Source organism: Capsulimonas sp., assembly GCF_039929585.1.
Lineage (GTDB): Bacteria > Armatimonadota > Armatimonadia > Armatimonadales > Capsulimonadaceae > Capsulimonas.
On sequence record NZ_JBDSQY010000004.1, the window covers coordinates 1 to 18,082 of the forward strand.

Annotated in this window: 16 protein-coding genes and 1 riboswitch; of the genes, 5 read left to right on the forward strand and 11 right to left on the reverse strand. The window is 59.1% G+C overall.

Going from position 1 to position 18,082, the window contains the following annotated elements:
• Positions 1 to 275: 275 nt before the first annotated feature.
• Positions 276 to 542, reverse strand: coding sequence for a hypothetical protein (locus ABIZ35_RS00235; protein ID WP_348217862.1), 267 nt, complete (start codon positions 540 to 542; stop codon positions 276 to 278).
• Positions 543 to 751: 209 nt separating this feature from the next.
• On the opposite strand from ABIZ35_RS00235, the gene ABIZ35_RS00240 reads away from it, so the two are divergent.
• A complete protein-coding gene (locus ABIZ35_RS00240; protein ID WP_348217863.1) occupies positions 752 to 1,570 on the forward strand; it encodes an HAD-IIA family hydrolase in 819 nt (272 codons plus the stop codon).
• 251 nt (positions 1,571 to 1,821) lie between these two features.
• On the opposite strand, the gene ABIZ35_RS00245 is transcribed toward ABIZ35_RS00240, so the two are convergent.
• From ABIZ35_RS00245 to ABIZ35_RS00260, 4 genes are all read right to left on the reverse strand, one after another.
• Positions 1,822 to 2,694, reverse strand: a complete 873-nt coding sequence (locus tag ABIZ35_RS00245) for a type IV pili methyl-accepting chemotaxis transducer N-terminal domain-containing protein (RefSeq protein ID WP_348217864.1) — start codon at positions 2,692 to 2,694, stop codon at positions 1,822 to 1,824.
• A 291-nt stretch (positions 2,695 to 2,985) separates the two neighbouring features.
• On the reverse strand, positions 2,986 to 4,365 hold the full coding sequence (locus tag ABIZ35_RS00250; RefSeq protein ID WP_348217865.1) for an ATP-binding protein: 1,380 nt from the start codon (positions 4,363 to 4,365) through the stop codon (positions 2,986 to 2,988).
• 92 nt (positions 4,366 to 4,457) lie between these two features.
• Entirely contained in the window at positions 4,458 to 4,853 is a 396-nt protein-coding gene (gene crcB / locus ABIZ35_RS00255) for a fluoride efflux transporter CrcB (protein WP_348217866.1), read from the reverse strand.
• Between the two features lie 56 nt (positions 4,854 to 4,909).
• Positions 4,910 to 4,991: riboswitch (Fluoride riboswitch) on the reverse strand.
• A gap of 28 nt (positions 4,992 to 5,019) precedes the next feature.
• Positions 5,020 to 7,353: a hypothetical protein gene (locus tag ABIZ35_RS00260; protein WP_348217867.1), complete on the reverse strand. Its 2,334-nt coding sequence runs from the start codon at positions 7,351 to 7,353 to the stop codon at positions 5,020 to 5,022.
• 166 nt (positions 7,354 to 7,519) lie between these two features.
• Here ABIZ35_RS00260 and ABIZ35_RS00265 point away from each other — a divergent pair, with 166 nt between their 5' ends.
• Positions 7,520 to 7,897 (forward strand): hypothetical protein, encoded by a 378-nt coding sequence (locus tag ABIZ35_RS00265; RefSeq protein WP_348217868.1) that lies wholly within the window; start codon positions 7,520 to 7,522, stop codon positions 7,895 to 7,897.
• A gap of 58 nt (positions 7,898 to 7,955) precedes the next feature.
• Entirely contained in the window at positions 7,956 to 8,663 is a 708-nt protein-coding gene (locus ABIZ35_RS00270; protein WP_348217869.1) for a prolyl oligopeptidase family serine peptidase, read from the forward strand.
• A 20-nt stretch (positions 8,664 to 8,683) separates the two neighbouring features.
• Here the strand turns inward: ABIZ35_RS00270 and ABIZ35_RS00275 are convergent, their stop codons facing one another.
• Entirely contained in the window at positions 8,684 to 8,893 is a 210-nt protein-coding gene (locus tag ABIZ35_RS00275; RefSeq protein ID WP_348217870.1) for a hypothetical protein, read from the reverse strand.
• Between the two features lie 50 nt (positions 8,894 to 8,943).
• Complete coding sequence (locus ABIZ35_RS00280; protein WP_348217871.1) at positions 8,944 to 9,297, reverse strand: DUF2500 domain-containing protein; 354 nt, start codon at positions 9,295 to 9,297, stop codon at positions 8,944 to 8,946.
• A 148-nt stretch (positions 9,298 to 9,445) separates the two neighbouring features.
• Between ABIZ35_RS00280 and ABIZ35_RS00285 the strand changes: the two genes are divergently transcribed.
• Complete coding sequence (locus ABIZ35_RS00285; RefSeq protein WP_348217872.1) at positions 9,446 to 10,033, forward strand: hypothetical protein; 588 nt, start codon at positions 9,446 to 9,448, stop codon at positions 10,031 to 10,033.
• Between the two features lie 74 nt (positions 10,034 to 10,107).
• On the opposite strand, the gene ABIZ35_RS00290 is transcribed toward ABIZ35_RS00285, so the two are convergent.
• A complete protein-coding gene (locus tag ABIZ35_RS00290; RefSeq protein WP_348217873.1) occupies positions 10,108 to 12,294 on the reverse strand; it encodes a catalase in 2,187 nt (728 codons plus the stop codon).
• A gap of 204 nt (positions 12,295 to 12,498) precedes the next feature.
• Between ABIZ35_RS00290 and ABIZ35_RS00295 the strand changes: the two genes are divergently transcribed.
• On the forward strand, positions 12,499 to 13,608 hold the full coding sequence (locus ABIZ35_RS00295; RefSeq protein WP_348217874.1) for a DUF4185 domain-containing protein: 1,110 nt from the start codon (positions 12,499 to 12,501) through the stop codon (positions 13,606 to 13,608).
• Positions 13,609 to 13,617: 9 nt separating this feature from the next.
• Here the strand turns inward: ABIZ35_RS00295 and ABIZ35_RS00300 are convergent, their stop codons facing one another.
• The 3 genes from ABIZ35_RS00300 to ABIZ35_RS00310 form a co-directional block, all read right to left on the reverse strand.
• Positions 13,618 to 16,680: a hypothetical protein gene (locus ABIZ35_RS00300; RefSeq protein WP_348217875.1), complete on the reverse strand. Its 3,063-nt coding sequence runs from the start codon at positions 16,678 to 16,680 to the stop codon at positions 13,618 to 13,620.
• Between the two features lie 75 nt (positions 16,681 to 16,755).
• Positions 16,756 to 17,619, reverse strand: coding sequence for a DUF1559 domain-containing protein (locus tag ABIZ35_RS00305; protein WP_348217876.1), 864 nt, complete (start codon positions 17,617 to 17,619; stop codon positions 16,756 to 16,758).
• Between the two features lie 13 nt (positions 17,620 to 17,632).
• On the reverse strand, positions 17,633 to 18,082 hold a 450-nt coding region (locus ABIZ35_RS00310; protein ID WP_348217877.1), incomplete at its 5' end, for a substrate-binding domain-containing protein.

Consider the following 18,082-nt stretch of genomic DNA (forward strand, 5'->3'; position numbering starts at 1 on the left):
GCTACTCGATCACCGGCCCGCTCTACGTAAACGCCAAGTACCAGTTTGTAGACCACGCCGAAGGCGCCACGGTCAATGTGGGACTGCGGTTCTGAGATTCGGTCCCCAGTCCAGATTAAGATTCGGCCCCAGCCCCCAGGATTGGGGGCTGGGGGCCGAATCTTGACACACAAAAAAGCCCGGCTCCATCCGGAGCCGGACCCATTACTCTCACCCATCGATTCTCACCCTGTTGCCCGTTCGCGATCAAATAGTACGATTGCGTGTTCGGTATCTTATCCCTGCGCCAGTTCGTGCTCAAGAGCGACGCTCTCACCGTCCATCCAGAAGTGCGTGAATGGGCTGGTCGCCATGGTCATCGTGATCAAGTCCACATGCTCCTGAAGGCCCAGCGCCGTGCGAAATTCCAGCGCGGTATCGCCGTCGGAGAAGCACGCCAAGTAGTCGACGCCCTCCTGAAGCAAGCAGATAAACTCCCCGTTCTCTATGTGCTGCAGCGCGTAAATGCGCTGCTTAGTATCCAATTCTGACGTCGACTTCATAAGTTTTCCTTCCTGCCTCGCCGGGCCTAAGTCTTACAGACACGGCGGCTCGCGCATCTCTTTCCAGACACCCGATCCGCAATGACCGGCGATTCGGTTTCTTCTCTTAGGTATGTTATTTATACCCTGCCCCCCGGAGCGCCAAACTTTGGCGCCACGGAAGCTCTGATTGCACCCGAATAAGCCGGTTTGACTTTCCGGCGATCGGTATGCTACACTTTCGCGATATGATTTTCACCACGACTTATGTGTTCGATCTCGACGGGGTCATGTACCTCGGCGACACCAAAATCCCCTACGCCGCAGAGTGTGTTGAGCGCCTGCGAGCGACCGGCAAGAATGTTTTCTTCCTGACCAACAACTCCGGGCGGACCCGCAAATCGTACTGCGAGAAGCTCAAGTCGGTCAACGGGATCGATGTCCCGGAGTCCGAGATCTTCACGTCGGCTTACGCCACGTCGCTCTACCTTCATGGTCAAGGCGCTGCGGGTAAGACTGCTTTCGTCATCGGCGAAGCCGGCCTCGCAGCTGAGCTGTCCGAGGTCGGCGGACTGAATACGATCACAGTCGCCGATTCTGTCGACCCCAATACCATCGACTACGTTGTCGTCGGCATCGATCGGCAATTCACTTACGATAAACTTCGATTCGCTCATGCCGCCATTGCGCAGGGCCACGCGCAGTTCATCGCCACAAACCGAGACGCCACCTTCCCAATGGAGCACGGCGAGATCCCCGGAGGCGGCTCCATCGTCGCCTCCGTCGCGACCGCGACCGGGATTGAACCCATCACGATCGGTAAACCCGAAACGCACGCCTACGAAGCAATTCTGCTGGCGGCCGGCGTAAAGGCCGGCGACAGCGTGATGATCGGCGACCGTCTTGATACCGACATCGCCGTCGGTAAGAGGGCTGGCGCGAGAACCGTACTTGTCCTAACAGGCGTCACGAATGCCGAAACAGCGAAGAACGCTCCCAGCGAATGGCGTCCTGATTTTATTATCGGCGACCTGCGCGATCTGGAATAGAGCGAATTCTCTACTTATATTAACGTGACACAGCGTCAATTTGTTCCAGCACGCAACAATTTAACCTTCTGTTAAGAAAACACCCGGCTTGAGTCGGGTGTTTTATTTTCTCGCGGGATAATAGGGCGGAGGGAGCCGTGAAAAAGCGGGCTCCGGCAATTGCCGAAACCCGTAAGTCAGGAGGGTTCGTTCATGCGTCCAGCGGGATCCGACGAATCCATTCAGCGGATCTTGCCGACGATTTGAGACCGCTACCGCAGGACAGGCGATGTGTCCAGGCGGCGGGTGGCCAGCGCCAGATGGGAGCTGGCCTGGGAGAGCTGCGTTTGAGCGCGCTCCAAACGCGCTTCGACTTCCCGAAAGCGCATCTGCTGGTCCATCATCTCGGATTTTTGTTCTTCCAGTTCCGCATTGCGGCGCTCCAGCAGCGCATTCTGCCGCAGGACACTCGCCTCGGCCTCCTGCTGCGCGAGCAGCGCATGGCGCACTAGGTTCACAGCCGGGCGGAAGATAAAGATCACCAGCAGCGCCAGCACCCCTAGAGACGCTCCAAGAAGCCCCATCTCCATCCGCTGGAGGTGTACGACACGCTGCTTAGCTTCCAGATCATATTGCGAAACAAGACGATCCATGCCGGTCAGGAACACGTTTTCTTCCTGAAGGATGCGCTGAATATAGGGGGACCACCCTGGGTCTGGAGCGCTGCGATTCGACGCGGCTTCCGCCAGCGATCGGGCGTTATCCAGCATGATCTGGTGCGGCCCTTCGATGTCGCTGAACATCACGCGAACGGAGTCACTGTTGCTGCCGGGCAGATCCAACTCCGCGTCGCCATTTTTGAGACCTCGATGCGAGCGCTCCCAGAGGGAGGCGACTTGCCGAACTTCATCGATCCGCATTTGGCGGCTGCCGGGATCCACGGCGAAGCGGATGGCGAGTGCGGCCTTGCAGAGCTTCTGACTGAGCATGCGCTGCCGGCCGGCGATATTGATCACATGAGCGTCGTGCGCCTGCGCGCTCAGGTTACTCTGTACGAGTGTGTGTTCGGTGACAAGCAAAATCCCGATAATTACAAGAGCCACAATGTAAAGTGCGGTCATCCGACGGGTAATGGGTGTATCCATGGCGTTATGACTCCTCGGTTCACGCGGGAACCGGAGCGACAACTAGGCTCGCCGTCGAGACCCAGCACCCACTCTGCCTTATGAGAAGAAAGCAGAGGAAGCGAAGATCATAAGGAATGGATTGGCGACAGAGCCATGGATTGCCCCAAGCGGACGCTGCGCTGCGGACTTCGTGCGGGGAGTACGAGATGATTGTGCCCCATGGATATTTCAAAACGATTTCCAAGGCGCTCAGCATGCAGATAGTTTTGGATCGGAATTCCGACGCTTGGAGTGTAGGCTGAAGCGAGCTTACGCCGCGTCTTTGAACTGCATCGGCGGTGCGGCGCTCTCCTGACTGGACATAGGAAGAGTGATGGTGAACACCGCGCCGTCGTCGTTGTGGACGCCGAGCGTTCCGTGATGTTTGTCGATAATGCCGTGACTGATCGATAGGCCCAGTCCGGTTCCCTTGCCCACATCCTTGGTGGTGAAAAACGGGTCGAAGATCCGCTCGGCGACCTCAGACGGGATGCCCGCGCCGTTATCCCGAAACTCCATCACAACCCACTCCCCTCGCAGATACGTGCGCACAACGATCCGCGCGTCACGGCGTCCCTCCATGGCGTCGCGGGCATTGGTGATCAAGTTGAGAAACACCTGCTCCAGCTCGTTGGCGTCCGCAAGCACTTCGGGAACTTCGCCCAGCTCCAGCTGAAGCTCGACATCGTGCGTGCGCAGCTGCGCGCCGATCAGCAGCAGGCATTCCTGGATAACACTGTTGACGCTGACTTCCTCGAAGGTGTGGGTTCCGGTGCGCGAAAAACTGCGAAGATGGTTGATGATCTTCACCATGCGGCTCGTCTGCCCCTCGATCAGGGTCAGATCGGACTGCACGTCTTCGGAGAGACCGGGCTCATCCTGAAGCTGCTGGGAGACGCCTCGAATAATGGCGATCGGCTGGTTTAGCTCGTGCGCGATCCCGGCGGAGAGCGTGCCCAGCGAGGCCAGTTTCGACGAATGCACCAGCTGCCGCTCGGCATCGCTGAGCGACGCCTGAGTTTGACGCAAGGCCGACATTCCCAGCTCTTTTAAAATTCGGAAACAGAGCGCCAGCAGCGCCAAGCCCACTGTGAATATCATCAGCGTCAGCCACACAGAGCGGTGCTGAGTCCGATCCAAATCCTTAATTGCCTGCAGTGCTTCCACATGGTGCTCGCCGGCTTCCCGGTTGACCAGCATTTCAATGCGCGAAAACGCCGGATCGGCGCGCGCCGCGTCGATGGCGTGCGCTCGGTCCATGCGATGGGCGTCGACTGCGTCGAACATCTCCGAAGAAGCCTTCAGATATTGCTCATGCAGCTTCAGCAGCATGGGAGCAAGAGTGGGATCGTGAACGCCGTCCATATGCGCGGCGGCGCTCAAATACTCCGTCAGCTCCTGAACGGTTTGCCGATACTGTTCGCGCGCTTCCGGAGAAGGCTGCATGAAGTATCGATGCTCGCCCGTCTCCTCCTCGCCTACGGCGTACCGGGCCTGCTGGTACACATCGCTGATCTCCACAGCCGCGCGGGCGTGCGACGCCAGACGCTGCGTCGTCACGGCGGTCCAGACGGCAAAACTCGCCAGCGTGAGCAATACCGCCGCCAGACCGAATGACGTGAGACGGCCAACCAAGTGTCGATTATTCATGAAGTTCGTATCGATTCCGTGCGAAATGGGCGAGACAATTATCTTTATTATGGCCCCACGCTTAGAAATCGTTAGGGAATCGCCCCACTTATCTACCCGCGCGCCAGCGCCGCCGACAGCCACACCGCGAGCTTGATTCCCGCCCACACGGCGGCGTAGCCGGCGGCGACGCTGCCGAGCAGGTTCGCCATCGCCTGCCACGACGATGCAAGCCGCGCCGTTTCATATTCGAAGGTGCTGAATGTGGTGTAGGCGCCGACAAACCCGATGGTAATCAGCGGACGCCAGTTCGGGCTGGTCAGCACCCGCTCCGTCAGCAGCGTCATCACCAGCCCAAGGATAAACGAGCCGGTCACATTAATCACAAAGGTCCCCCAAGGAAATGTCGCGCCCGGGATCTTATCCATCACCCAGCTTCCCAGCCAATACCGCGCCAGCGCGCCTACCGCGCCGCCGACGCCGATCAAACATAACTGTCCTGGGGTCATAACGTTCTCGCTCCTTGCTGAAAACACAAAAAGCTCCTACAACAGTGGCGTACGCCAGCGCTGTAGGAGCCATTAGTCGAAAAGTGACGGTTCGGAATGCATCAAGCATCCCCGGCGGGGTCCATCGCCGAAAATCTATATCTTCGTAATTATACCACGCGCGGGCTCAGGGTTTCGCGATGGCCGCCCCATCCACTTCCATGGTCGCCCACATCAGGTGGACGACATCGTCCTTGAAGATATCGTCGTGCCCACCGCCAAGCTTAGGATCGCCTTCATAAATCAGGCGGCTGGCGTCCAGATTTAACGATTTGCCCCAAGGCGCGGGCTTGCCGGTGCGCGCTTTTTCATCACGCAGATATTTTCTTATCTCCTCGTTCAAGCGCGGCGGCTCAGAAAGCGAGGCGAAGAGGCCGTCCTTCCCCAGCGGGACGGGCTTCGCGGGAGGGTCTGCCGGGCAGTCGCAGAGGCCGACATAGCCGGCGGCGAGCCGGCCTCCGTTGGAAAACGGGTAGTAAAAGCCGTTAGCGGTATCGTATCCCGAGAAGACACACGCCAAAGCCCCCTGAATACGCCCCATCAGCTCTGTTTCGCGATCGAACCAGGCGCTCGCAATGGCGGCTTGCAGCAAGCACAGCGTCTGAACCGGACCACCCAGATGGCGAGCGAGATTGACCATCACCAGCCCGCCAAAGCTGTGACCGATCAGATGCACACGGGCATCGCCCAGGTTCTTATCCGTATTGAGCAGATCGTCCATGAAATCTGCGGCCTCAATGCCGGCGCACACGCCCTTGCGCTGCATCTCAAAGAACGCCAATTGGTTCTCGATCCCCTGGGTCATATTGTGAACGCCGCTGTCCGCCGGGATCGCCTGCCGCAGGGCCCAGATCGGCAGGCGGGCGAGGCCAGCGAGAAGATCGCGCGTCAGAAGGCCGATCCTGGGAACGCGCTGCCCGCCGACAACATCGTATCGGCTCACCCGTTCGGTGAACACGCTCACCAGCGGCAAATTGAACCGCAAAGATGCGGCGAAGACGGCCGCTCCTATTGAAGCGCAGATGAAGTCGAACGCCACCAAACCATTCCCCATAGCGAACAACCCAGCCGCAAGCAGAGCCAAACCGACGGCGCCGAGCAGAAAGGACTGGCGCGAACGCAAAAACGGCGAAACGGTCGCCGCGCCGAAGCTCACCCAAAAGGCGCCGCTCGCCAGCAGAGGATGGCCGAAGTGCGCCAGGATTGGCGCAAGCAGAATGATCCAGGTGCGAAAGACGAATGTCGCGCCCGCGATGGTCAGGATCGGAGCGGCCAGCGTCAGCTGCAGCGGAAGCCAGGCCAAGACCGCCAGAAACGGCGGTCCGCTCGCCTTGAACGGCTTCAGGAGCCTCATCAGCGCGATGGACAGCAGCAGCGCCAGCGTGGGAACGATGAGCAGCGACAGCAGAAGGTTCGCGATCAAGCTCGCCTGCGCCGCGAACGCCATATCGTTGGGATCGATCCGGCGGATACCCTGCGCCAGTCCATCCACCCAGGCCTGATAATGCGCCACGCCCCAGCGAGCGGCGCCGCAGACAAATCCCGCGATCTGCGGCAGCGGCCAATACGTTCCGCTGATCCCTCCCGAGGACGACTGCGCGTTTAATGTCTTCCAGAACTGTTTGAGAGCGCCCCAGACCGGCGACATCTGATAGGTCAGGAACCCGATCAATGCCGCCGCGCCCACGGCGCTGATGATAAACTTGAGCAGGGTCGACAGCGCCAGGAGTGGATTATTGTAGCGGGCCGGCTTGTCGCCCTGATCGATCAGCACCCGTTTCGCCTCCGCCTCCTGGTAGCAGCGCCAGGCCAGCATCTCCCGTTCTCCCGGCAGCGGCTCGCCGCCAGGCTTGGCGGGAGGAACTCCGCGCAGGCGGTGGACATCGAGACGCGCCGTCAAGCTCCGCGCCCGTGCGTCCATCCCAGTATCTTGAATACTGATGTCCGGCGAGGAAACCTGAGAAAATAGCTCGTAGATCTCCTCAAAGTCGTTGAGAAAATCCGACAGATCGCCGCCCGGCTCAAAGTGGGTCTGCACGTTCTGCATGAAACTGCTTTTGACCCGGCGCCCGCTCCGGTCTATCCAGCCATCCTGCCCCGTGTCCGAGTGCCAGTGCACCGCCAAAAACAGAGGGTGAAAATCCGGGGGTGTCTGGATGCGCCCACGGCGCATGAGAGTCAGAAAGCGGCTGAAGATCCGGTCATATGCCGAGACGGCGCTGAAGAAGTTGCGGTGCCAGCCGTGGCTGAACAGAAAGATATCCGAAATCCCCCGTCCCTCCACGCGGCGCGCTTCTGCCTCCGCGAGGATCATGCGCTTGATCTCGGCTCGTCGGCTTCCTGACTGATCCATCTCCAGCAGCGGAATGAGGTAATACGGACGCCGGGTCCGAAGATCCGGGCGGGTCGGGTCGAAGTGCAGTTCCAGGTCTTGCGTTCGTCGTCCGGTTCGGGGCGTCATTTGGCGTATGTCCTTTAATGAACGGAATATAAGAAGAAAGCGACCAGACGAATATTCGTTTCTCAATCACGAATATCCTGTCTCTATGATTGCAATCCATCTTTTATGGATTGACTCATCACGGCAATACCGGAGATAATCATTCCAAAGGACATGAGAATACGTTATGGCGAGTTATCGAAATAAAGAGGCGTTCGTGAAGGACGCTGCGGAGCTGAAGCTGACGATCCAGCCGGCCGTCACGGGCGACGGGCCGCAGGGCATCCGCATTCAGGGCTTGGTGGCCGAGGAGCGGGGCGAGCCGAGGCTGAAGGTGGGGCAGGTCTTCGCGCACGACATCAAGATCCATTTCCCAGATGCTACCCAAGGCTTCGCGTACGGCCTGCATCCGGTTGACGCGGCCGATACCGAGGGGGACATCTTTGTCGGCAAGCTGCATCCAGACAATATTCGCATGTGCCATTCTATCCTGGAATCGATCGAAACGATGGGAGAGCCTGAGATAAAATACGAAATCCGTGGGATCGTATTGGCTCAGTCTTAAAGTCCGCACTTGCGACCGTCCACAAGAATCAGGAGTTGGTGTGTAAAGGAAGAAGTGGTTGAAGGAAGAGCTCGTTGAAAACGTCGCCTGGATCGGACACAAGGCGCTCCGAGGCCCCATTCGCGGCGTCATTCTCAGCTTCGCCGGCCTGGGCGGCACAGCGAGCCTCAAAGACTGGGTCGGCGATCAGGAGCGGGAGTGGGCGAGCGCCGGCGGCCTCGTCCTCTTCCCGTACTATAGTCCATGGGCCTGGATGAACCCACAAACCGTGGCGTTTGTCGATGAGCTGCTGGACGCCGTCTTTCTCAAATATGGCCTGCCGCCACACACCCCAATTGTCGCCACCGGCGGCAGCATGGGCGGACACGGCGCGCTTGCCTACACGATGAGCTCGCGCCATCGGGTCGCGCGCTGCTACGCGCTCAGCCCTGTCTGCGATCTGCTTTACCATTACGGCGAGCGGCCGGACCTGCCGCGCACCTTCCACGCGGCTTACCAGTCCTACGGCGACATTCAGGAAGCGCTCATCGCCAATTCACCGGCGAGACAAACCGATAGGATGCCACGCATCCCCTATCTTGTGATCCACGGCGACCGGGACGACGCTGTCGCGAAGTCACGCCATTCCGACATCTTCGCCGCACGGATGCGCGGGGCCGGCCATGACTTCACCTACATCGAGCTGCCTGGCGTCGGCCATTGCGGCCCCTTGAGCAAAGCAATCAAACAAGCCCTGTCCAAATTCGTGCAGGAGGGATGGACGTAAATCTTTGCCATCCTGGGTGTCTACAAACGGGTTAGTACTTCGGTGAGCCGCTCGTATTCCCGTTCCGCCTCTTCACTCGTGGGAAATTCCATGACCCCAATCTCGGCTTCGTTCTCTCCCCCATGCTCCGAAGTTCGCGCCGACGTTGGTCCCCAAAACGAGACAGTCGTACGGAACAGCGAGATCCGCTCGACCATCGCCAGATTCAGTAAATGTTTCTTGGTCTTCACCCACATAGACTTTTGCTTCTTTCTAAGGCTAATTCGTGATATCGATAGACCTAACGGGTGACGATCTGACGCTCAAAGCCTCCGAAACGTGTTCCCTGGAACGTCAAGCGTCCACGATCACCTTCCGCCAACAAACCGTATTGCTGTCCCGTCATCTGAAACTCACTCCGGCTGCCGTCCTCTTCTTCAAACGTGGCGTGATAGTATGTTCGTGTGTGTTCCCCACGCATTTCCATGCGTTTACTCACAACAAACACATCTCGAATCTCAAGAGGCGATGCGTCATTCGACACCGTTTCCGAGACCTTTGAAACAATGGACCAAACAATTAAAATGCCGAAGATAACTATCCCCGCGATGACGATAAATTGAACGGTCGCATACGTTTCATCAAAGCCATTCACAAAATCCACTCCTGTCGCTAACCTGAACTACTGAGTATGACCCGCAAATGAGCGATTAGTTGCAAAATCAATTAAAGACTTAAGCAACTTAATCCTTTGCACAGTGTCCAAAGATTTGGAACGATCTTGCAGATAAGGAGATACTCTCGTGATATCCCGCCCGAGACGTAAGTCCCAAATTATTCTCGCCGTTGCTGCTTGTTTGATCATGGTTGGATACCTGCGCGAGACCGGACACATCGGCCTCAATCTCTACTCCGCGCGCAACAGCGCGTCCAGCACGACGAGCGTCGCGTCCGTGACCAGCGCCAGTGCGCCGACGCCTCGCTCCGCCGGAGCCATGGGACAGCCGGCGGCGAGCATCGTCGAAACGCATGGCGATCCCCGACTGGTCCAGTATGTCCGCGACGCCATCGCCGGGATTCCAGGAGCGAAGCCGCCGGCGCATATCGTCGTAAAGAGATTGACAACTCGCGGCTCGTATTGGGTTCCGATCTATAAAACGGGTGTCTGTTCGTATGATATCCGATTGTCGGACGGAGATCCGAACGCCGCTGTGGCGTCGGGAGACGCAAACGGCGTGCATTATATGGGAACCCTCTCGGGAGAGATTGACGAGAAGGTGACGGGAGTTTGCTCAGTCTATCACTTTCAGGAGCTGGTTGGACAAGAGGTGGGGAAACAAGTGCGCGCAGCGCTGGAAAAATACGAAAGCGCTCCTGATAACGGTAAATAAGTTGGCCGGCGGAGATCACAAACGGCAAATCGGCCCTGGGCGCATGCGCCCAGGGCCGATTGCGTTTGATGTCCTTACGCCGCGACAGTGTCTAGGTCTGCCCGGTCCCAGTGGCGATGTCCGGCGATGGCGGCGAGGAAGGTCGTTCCCAGCGCATCCACGTCGGCAGGGTCAGATGCGCTGACGACGCCGTGGATTTCGGCGGTCTTGCCCGTGGAGACGGGAACGGCTGCTTTGGGAAGCGCCGCCATCAGCAGATCCGCGCCTTCGGCGAGCGCGCCGACGGGCTTTGCGTGCTTGTAAGCCTCGGCGACGAAGACACGCGGGTCTCCCTGCGCTTTGAGCACGGCGACGCTCTGCTCGCCCCCGGGGACAAACACGGCGTCGTACAGCACCGAGCTGGTGTTGGCGAAGGTCTTCGCCGCCTCCACAGAGCCGCCCACGCCGGTCAGCGTTCCCAGATGCGTTCCGACGATCTCGGGAAGCGCGCCCTGCGCCGTAAGCGCCTTCTCAATCGCCTGGATCTGCGCGATATCGACGCCGTCCGCCGCCAGGATCGCGACCTTGCGGCCCTTCGCCGACTGCGGCTGGCCTTCGACCAGGCTCAGTCCCGAAGTTCGCTCCGCGCCGCCCGACGCAGTGGTTTCGGACATGGCGGCCGCCAGCACTTTGGTCTGGTCGGCGGAATCGGCGGTTCCGGGCGGGGTCGCCGTTTGATGGTTCGTCTGGACCTTCTCGCCCAATGCCAGCGCGACCTGCGCGGCCAGCACATTATTGATCTGCTCCAGATGTCCTAGCATCCGCTGCCGGACTTCGCGCGTCCCCACCTTGCTCAGTTCAAACTGCAAAGCCTTGGCGATGTGCTGCTTCTCGATCGCCGTCTGGCTGTTCCAGAACAAACGCGCCTGGCCGTAATGGTCGCCGAAGCTCTCGCTGCGGACACGCACTTTGGGGCCTTCGACTTGCTCCGGATAGCTCACGAAGCCGGGACGCGCTGGCGTGACTTCGCCGGGATCGTGCCCGTCCAATGAGGCCGGCGCGTAGGAGACGCGGCCCTTGTTGATGGTTTGGCGCATATGGGCGTCGCGCTGGTTGTTGGACACCGGGCAGACCGGCCGGTTGATTGGAAGCTCCGCGAAGTTCGGCGTGCCGAGGCGGCTGAGCTGCGTGTCCAGATAGGAAAAGTTGCGCCCCTGCAGTAAGGGATCGTCGGTGAAGTCGATCCCCGGCACGATGTTCGTCGTCATGAACGCCACTTGTTCAGTCTCGGCGAAATAGTTATCCGGATTGCGGTTTAACGTCATCTTGCCGACCCGCTTGACGGGGATCAGATCTTCGGGCCAAATTTTGGTCGCATCCAGAATATCGAAGTCGAACTTGTGCTCGTCCTCCTCGGCCAGCGTTTGCAGGCCCAGCTCCCATTCGAAGAAGTTGCCCATCTCGATGGAATCAAACATGTCGCGGCGATGGAAATCCGGGTCTTTGCCGGCGATCTTCTGCGACTCGTCCCATACCAGCGAATGCGCGCCGAGTACGGGCTTCCAATGGAACTTGACGAAAGTCGACTTGCCCTCGGCATTGACCAAGCGAAACGTATGAACCCCAAAGCCGTCCATTTGTCCAAAGCTGCGCGGCAGGGTTCGGTCGCTCATGATCCACATCACCATATGCATGGATTCGGGGGTCAGCGAGATAAAGTCCCAGAACGTATCGTGCGCCGTCGCGGCCTGCGGAATCTCATTGTTGGGTTCGGGCTTGGCGGCGTGAATGAGATCGGGGAATTTGATGGCGTCCTGAATAAAGAACACGGGGATATTGTTGCCCACCAGGTCCCAGTTGCCCTCTGGCGTGTACATCTTGACGGCGAAGCCGCGAACATCACGCGCGGTGTCCGCCGAGCCGCGCGAGCCAGCGACAGTCGAGAAGCGCACAAACACAGGCGTCTTCAGCGAAGGGTCGGTCAGAACCTTCGCCGTGGTCAGATCGGACAGCGATTCGTAGACCTGGAAGAACCCGTGCGCCGCCGCGCCGCGCGCATGCACAACACGCTCTGGAATGCGCTCGTGGTCGAAGTGCTGGATCTTTTCGCGGAGGATAAAGTCTTCTAAAAGGGTCGGGCCGCGATGCCCCGCCTTCAGGGAGTTCTGGTCATCCGTGACCGGCTGCCCTTGGTTCGTCGTCATCGGCTCCATGTCCGTCGTCGTGACGGATGCGAGATCCTGATCTTTATCGTTCGCGGAATTAATTTTGTTCTTGTCCATGAGATGCTAAGTTTCCCTTTGATGGAAGCGCGGCGTGAAGCGCCGGCATGATGAAAGCGTTCCGTATGAAGGGTGTCCGTTTCGTGACGAGAATAAACATGCGTTCGTGTCTTGCACGAATCATGGTTTTGACAGTACTATTGCTTTTACCGAGTAGATCAGAAATTTTGAGCCCTCACAGACGCGCCCTTAGGATACAAAAATTTGTTTCTCTCCACATCTCATGCGCCAATTTCAGCCTTACTTTGTCTCGCGTGCATCGCGATAACGGAGTGCGCCGCGCATTCCGTGACGCCCGGAGACGTGACAAAAATCGCCCGCGTGACGGGCGCGACGCCGCCGGGCGAAATGCTGCCGAATCCCAATCACACCGATCAAAACGACTTGCTTTTTGGAACCGATCTTGGGGTTCTCTGGGATGAAGGAGACGGCGAAGTTCGCATCGCGTTCGGCGATACCTACGGCAAGGGCTGGGATGGGGATGGCGCTGGGCCGGATTCCGCCGACTGGCGAAGCAATCTGCTGGCGCTGTCCCGCGACGCCGATCCAGAGGCCGGGCTAGTCTTCACGCGCATGGTCCAGGATACCCCCGGTCACGCCAAAGAACTCCTGCGAGCACGCCGGGACGCAAAGGAATGGACGGTTATTCCAACGGCTGGCGTGTCCGTCGGAACCCGGCAATTTCTCCACTATATGTCCGTGCGTCATTGGGGCGCCCCTGGCTACTGGGACACCAATGAGGGAGGCATCGCGTATTCAGACGATGGCGGCGCAAGCTGGACACGGCCCACGACGCCGCTCTGGCCGAACACGCCAGCAGGGGACAGTAAATTCCAGCAGGGGGCATTCGCCAAACTCGGCGACTATGTCTATCTATTCGGCACGCCAAATGGCCGCCACGGCGACGCCTGCCTCGCCCGTGTTCCCAGCAGCGCAATCCTGGACGGCAAAGCCTATCAATACTGGGATGGCTCCACCTGGCGGACCGGCGGTGAGGCGACGGCGCGCCAAGTCGTTCGTGGACCGATCGCCGAGTTGTCAGTCGCGTATAACTCTTACTTTCATCGCTGGCTGATGGTCACTTTGGACGAAGACCGCCATGCGCTCGTCCTGCGCGACGCGCCGGCGCTGGTCGGGCCGTGGACAGAAGGGAAAATCCTCGCCAGCGCTCAAGATTTTCCAGCGCTTTATGGAGGCTACATCGATCCTCTGCACAACAGCGGCCCAAATCTCTACTTTACGCTCTCGCAGTGGACGCCCTATAACGTCTTTTGGATGCGCTGCGCGCTGAGCGGCGGCGACGCCAAGTCATAGCGTCGTACGTTACCGAATCACGATTGACTGGAACTTGTTCGGCTCTTTTGCAAGACCAATACCGGGCGTCCACTCTACCCAGCCTTTGCGCCCGCCCCCATCGTTGTCGTTCACCAGAAGATCGAAGGTGAACCCGTCGGGCAGAGTGCGTCCGCCGGGAAGCGCGCCGGGAATGAGGAGATCGTACACCGTTTCGTGACGCGCTTCATCTCGCTTAATCTTCACAGGTGTGCTGAGATTGCCCGTCGCGACGCCCGCCGGCCCCAGCGTCATCGAGACGACCGGGCCGCTCTGACGCAATGCCGTCATCCACTCATAATGCTCTCCGGTCGGCAATGCAATAGAGTACTGAAGAGAATCCCCCTGCCACTCCATACCCGCCGGCGCGTTCTGTGAGAAGATATCATCACGAACACGCACAAACAAATGCAGTCCCTGCGGCGTTCGCGTCATTGTCACAGCGGCGCTAAGATCCGTGTCGCCACGGAAGTGCAATTCCTGCATCGGTGTCGCTTCGAACAGACTGACCAAATTGTCCTTGGACAAGGTCACGGTCGGAGCGCCCGCTGGCGTGGCGCTGTCGGCGACGCGGCGCACCAGAGTGGCGGGGCGCAGGATGACGCGGCCCGTTACGTTTCCCGGCAGGGACGCAGACTGAAGAACCACCGACATGCTCGCAGTCAGACTGTATTCCCGGTCAAACCGAACCTGCGTGATAAAGGAACGCTCCGCGCCTGCAGGGATATCGACGCGAATTGTCTTCGGCGTCGCGGACCAGTGCGCGGGAGCGGTGAAACGGACGGTGCCGCGCAGTGGCGCGCCGAGTGGGTTACGTAATTTCACCTGGAACGAGGCGGGTTCGCCGGGAATTGGCGACAATCGATTGGCAAAGGATAACACGCCCGGCTTTAGTCGAAACCGATCGGCGGAACCCGAGAATTCAATATAAATAGGTTCTGCGGAAAGGGTCAGCGCCGCCAAGCCGTTGTTCGCCGCGATCGAACGCGAGACGCCCATGATGTCGGTCCGCCGCGCCGCGCCGGGAAGCGCGCAGGTCACCGGAGCGGCGCCTTCGGCTTCGTTCCACGCCACCAGCACGCCGCGCTGCTTCTCAGGATTCGCATACAAAACCGCATAAGCGTTGGGCGCGTCCGGCACAGGGATGCTGCGGACATACTTCAGACCGCCCAGTACATTTGTCAGAGTGTAAGCGGCCACGGCGGCGGCCTTGGGGGTGAGATCGTGGCGGACCAGACCAAAGTTGTGTTCGTTATCCAGCGGATCGTCCCCGTCATTGCGCAGGTCGTACCAGAAGTATCCGTAAGCGCCGAGCGCGGGCGCGTAACTCATTTTTTGCGCGAGCGTCACGGCTTGCTCGTACTCAGTATTCGAGCCGGATGATGAGTACCCCGATTCATTGAGCCACCGTGGCATGGTCCACGAAGACTGTTTCATCGCTTTATCGATATTGATATTGGCGCGGCGGAGGTTATCGATGGGGCCATGGGAGTGATAAGCGAAGATATCGGGCTTTACTTGCTCCAAGTGCGTAAAGTCCGGGATAAACTGCGCCCGAAACGGAACTTCCGAGAAGCCGCCGTTCATGACCTGCGCATTCGGCTGGGCATTTTTGATCGCGACGGAAGCGGCGGCGAATAACGAGGCGTACGTGGAGGCGTCCCCGCGCCAAAAATCGTTATCCGGCTCGTTCCAAATCTCCCAGTAACGACTGTATTTGCCGTAACGCGTCGCCGTCTGCCTGGCAAACGCGGCGTAATCGGCCGCGCGCGGCGGCGCGAACGCCCAATCCTGCCACTTGGCCGCGTTGGGATCGCCGGTCGTGGCCCAGTGCGCCGTGTACGCAAGCAGGCTGGAGGGAGTAATCCCGTACTTGGCGAGCAACGGATAAAGTCGATCGTAGGCGCTCCAGTCCCAGACATCCTGGCGAGGCTGAACAGCGTCCCAGTTGACATCCATGCGGCAATATTGGAATCCCAGCGCGGCGATCAGCGCCACATTCCGCTCTGCATCCTCGGAATCGAGACCGCCAAGATGTGCATTGACGCCGTAATGCATTGTCCCCGCGCCGCGTGCTATCGCAGGCGCGTGTTTGGGGCTGAGTGCGGCGCACCGCGTTTCGCCGCGCGCGATGACGCGGTCTGCGGCGTCCAGCGCCTTCGCCTCAATGTAGATAATCCCCGGCCGGGCCGCGCGGAACTGGATCACAGGGGCGTTCTGAGCGCCCCAGGCAACGCGTCCTTTCGCCAGAATCTCGGAATTCACGCCTCGCGCCCGCCAATCCAGCATCGCCGGAACGGCGCCTGGGGACAGATCGGTAATCTGGAGGTTCAGCTTCACGAGCGCGCCGGCCGGATAGAAATAGGCGGGCAGCTTCGAAGACGGCGCGGACGGCTGCAGTGAGATCCGCGCTTCGGATGACAATGCTTTCGAGAGCGGCGGCTCGGCGGCTGTTACCGCTCCGTCAGGCCCTGTAATCTCAAGATCATCGAGAAAAACCTGGCCCTTTCCGCCAGCCGTGTTGGCGTGGGAGAAGCCAAGTCCTAAAAATCTCAATGGATACTGAATGACTCCGGTATTCTTATCTCCCCAATGCGCCGTGGGTTTCCCGATGTCGATATCTTGCTGAATTTGCCGCCAATCGCCGTTCGCGAGCGGCTTGACCGACGCGTCGCCGAGCGTATACAGAAACGTTTCGTTCCCCGCGTCGATCAGCAGCAATCCGGCGTTGAGTAGTTTTTCGGCTCCGGCTCCGAAAACCCACAGTGAGAAATGCGCCGCGCCGGGTCCGTTCGCAACAATGCCTCCCTGGCTAGTAGTGACGTTGATGTATCCCGGCCCTGTGCTTTGAAATGTCAATTCCGCCGACTTCTCGCCCCCATGGACACGCGAAGAGTCGATTTGGATGGCGGCGCCGACAGCGTTCTGCTGATTGACCGGGAGAAAATAGGAGGAGTCGGCCTTCTCAAAATTTTGACTGTAGCTTTGGGCGAACGCAGGCGCGGCGCAGAGCGCCGCCACCGATACGATCGCGGCGATCGCGGCTTTGAACAATGGCTTGAATTCCTTTTGCCGGCGAGAGAAACATGGATAGCGTCAATCGCGATGCCTCCCGCGCCGGCTTTCGCATTACTGTGTGCTAAACGTCATCGTGTAACGAATGGTCGCGCCGCCGGCCGGCGTGTAGCTCATGTTGTCGGTGCCGGCCGCCGTCGGTCCGGCGAAGGGATTGGCGGGTGTGTTGGAATCGGTGGCGTCGCCGCCATTGCTGATCCGCTCGCCCCGCAGCCATTTGACATGGGAATCGGCCGCCATCCAGTTCGCGCCATCGGTATGGTATGGCTTTTTTGTGAAGTCAGAATTGGTGAAAGGCGCTCCCATATTGCCGGTGGCGTAATAGACCTTCGTGCCGTCTGAGTTTCCGCCCGCATAATAGCCGTTATATCCGATCTGGGTTGGGCTCTGCATATCGGGGATATTATCCACCTGGAAGTAATTGATCTTCGCGTTGTTGACTTCGAAGAGGCAGACGATATTCGCGGGGGCGTTCAGCTTCGCCAAAGACGTGGTGCTTGGAGTATTGCCATACGTCGAGTCCAGAAGCTGATTCATCGCGTAGGACATCGCCGTTTGCTGCAAATTACGGTCCACGGGCGTAGAATCATCCGGACACGTGAAGACCTGCTTCGACTTGACGTACGGATAGATCTGCCCTGCCCAGCCCTGACCGCCATTGTTGCCGGCCCCGGCCGCCTGGTACATGCCGCAGGGGAATATCTCGTCGTAATCCTGCGTGTACTGCGCAAACCCAAGACCGAGCTGCTTCATGTTGCTGAGACACGCAGTTTGACGCGCTTTTTCGCGCGCTTTGGCGAAAACCGGGAACAAGATCGCGGCAAGAATCGCGATTATTGCGATCACAACTAATAATTCAATAAGAGTAAAGCCTTGATGAGGAGAGCATTTTCGGGAATGAAGTGCTGTAGATTTCATGATTTATTCCTTTTTATTCTGCGGCGGTCAGTATCGTCTTAGATCGTTTTCCTATGCGCGGTGTTTTGGAGCGGCTGGTCGGCGGCGGCGCGGTGCTTTCACGCACCACGATATGCGGATGCACCCAGATCTCCGCTAGCTCCGTCTTCGGCAGATTCAAACATTGGAGAGCGGATTTCACCATTTCTACGGCATTGAACCGCATTGTAGTCAGCGCGGGCATGGTAAATCGGCTGGGCCGTTCATCATTGTATCCCATCACGCTGACATCCTCGGGAACCCGGATATTGCGCTCGGCGAGCCATTTCAGCGCGGCCCAGGAGCCGACATCGGATACGGTCAGGATGCCCGTGGGCTGATCCAGCGCGTCCACATCCCACACACGCGGCATCGCCTCATAAGCGGCGTCGTAGGCGCTTTCCCAAAAGCGTGTCCCGCAGGACACGACACGCCCCGACAGGCC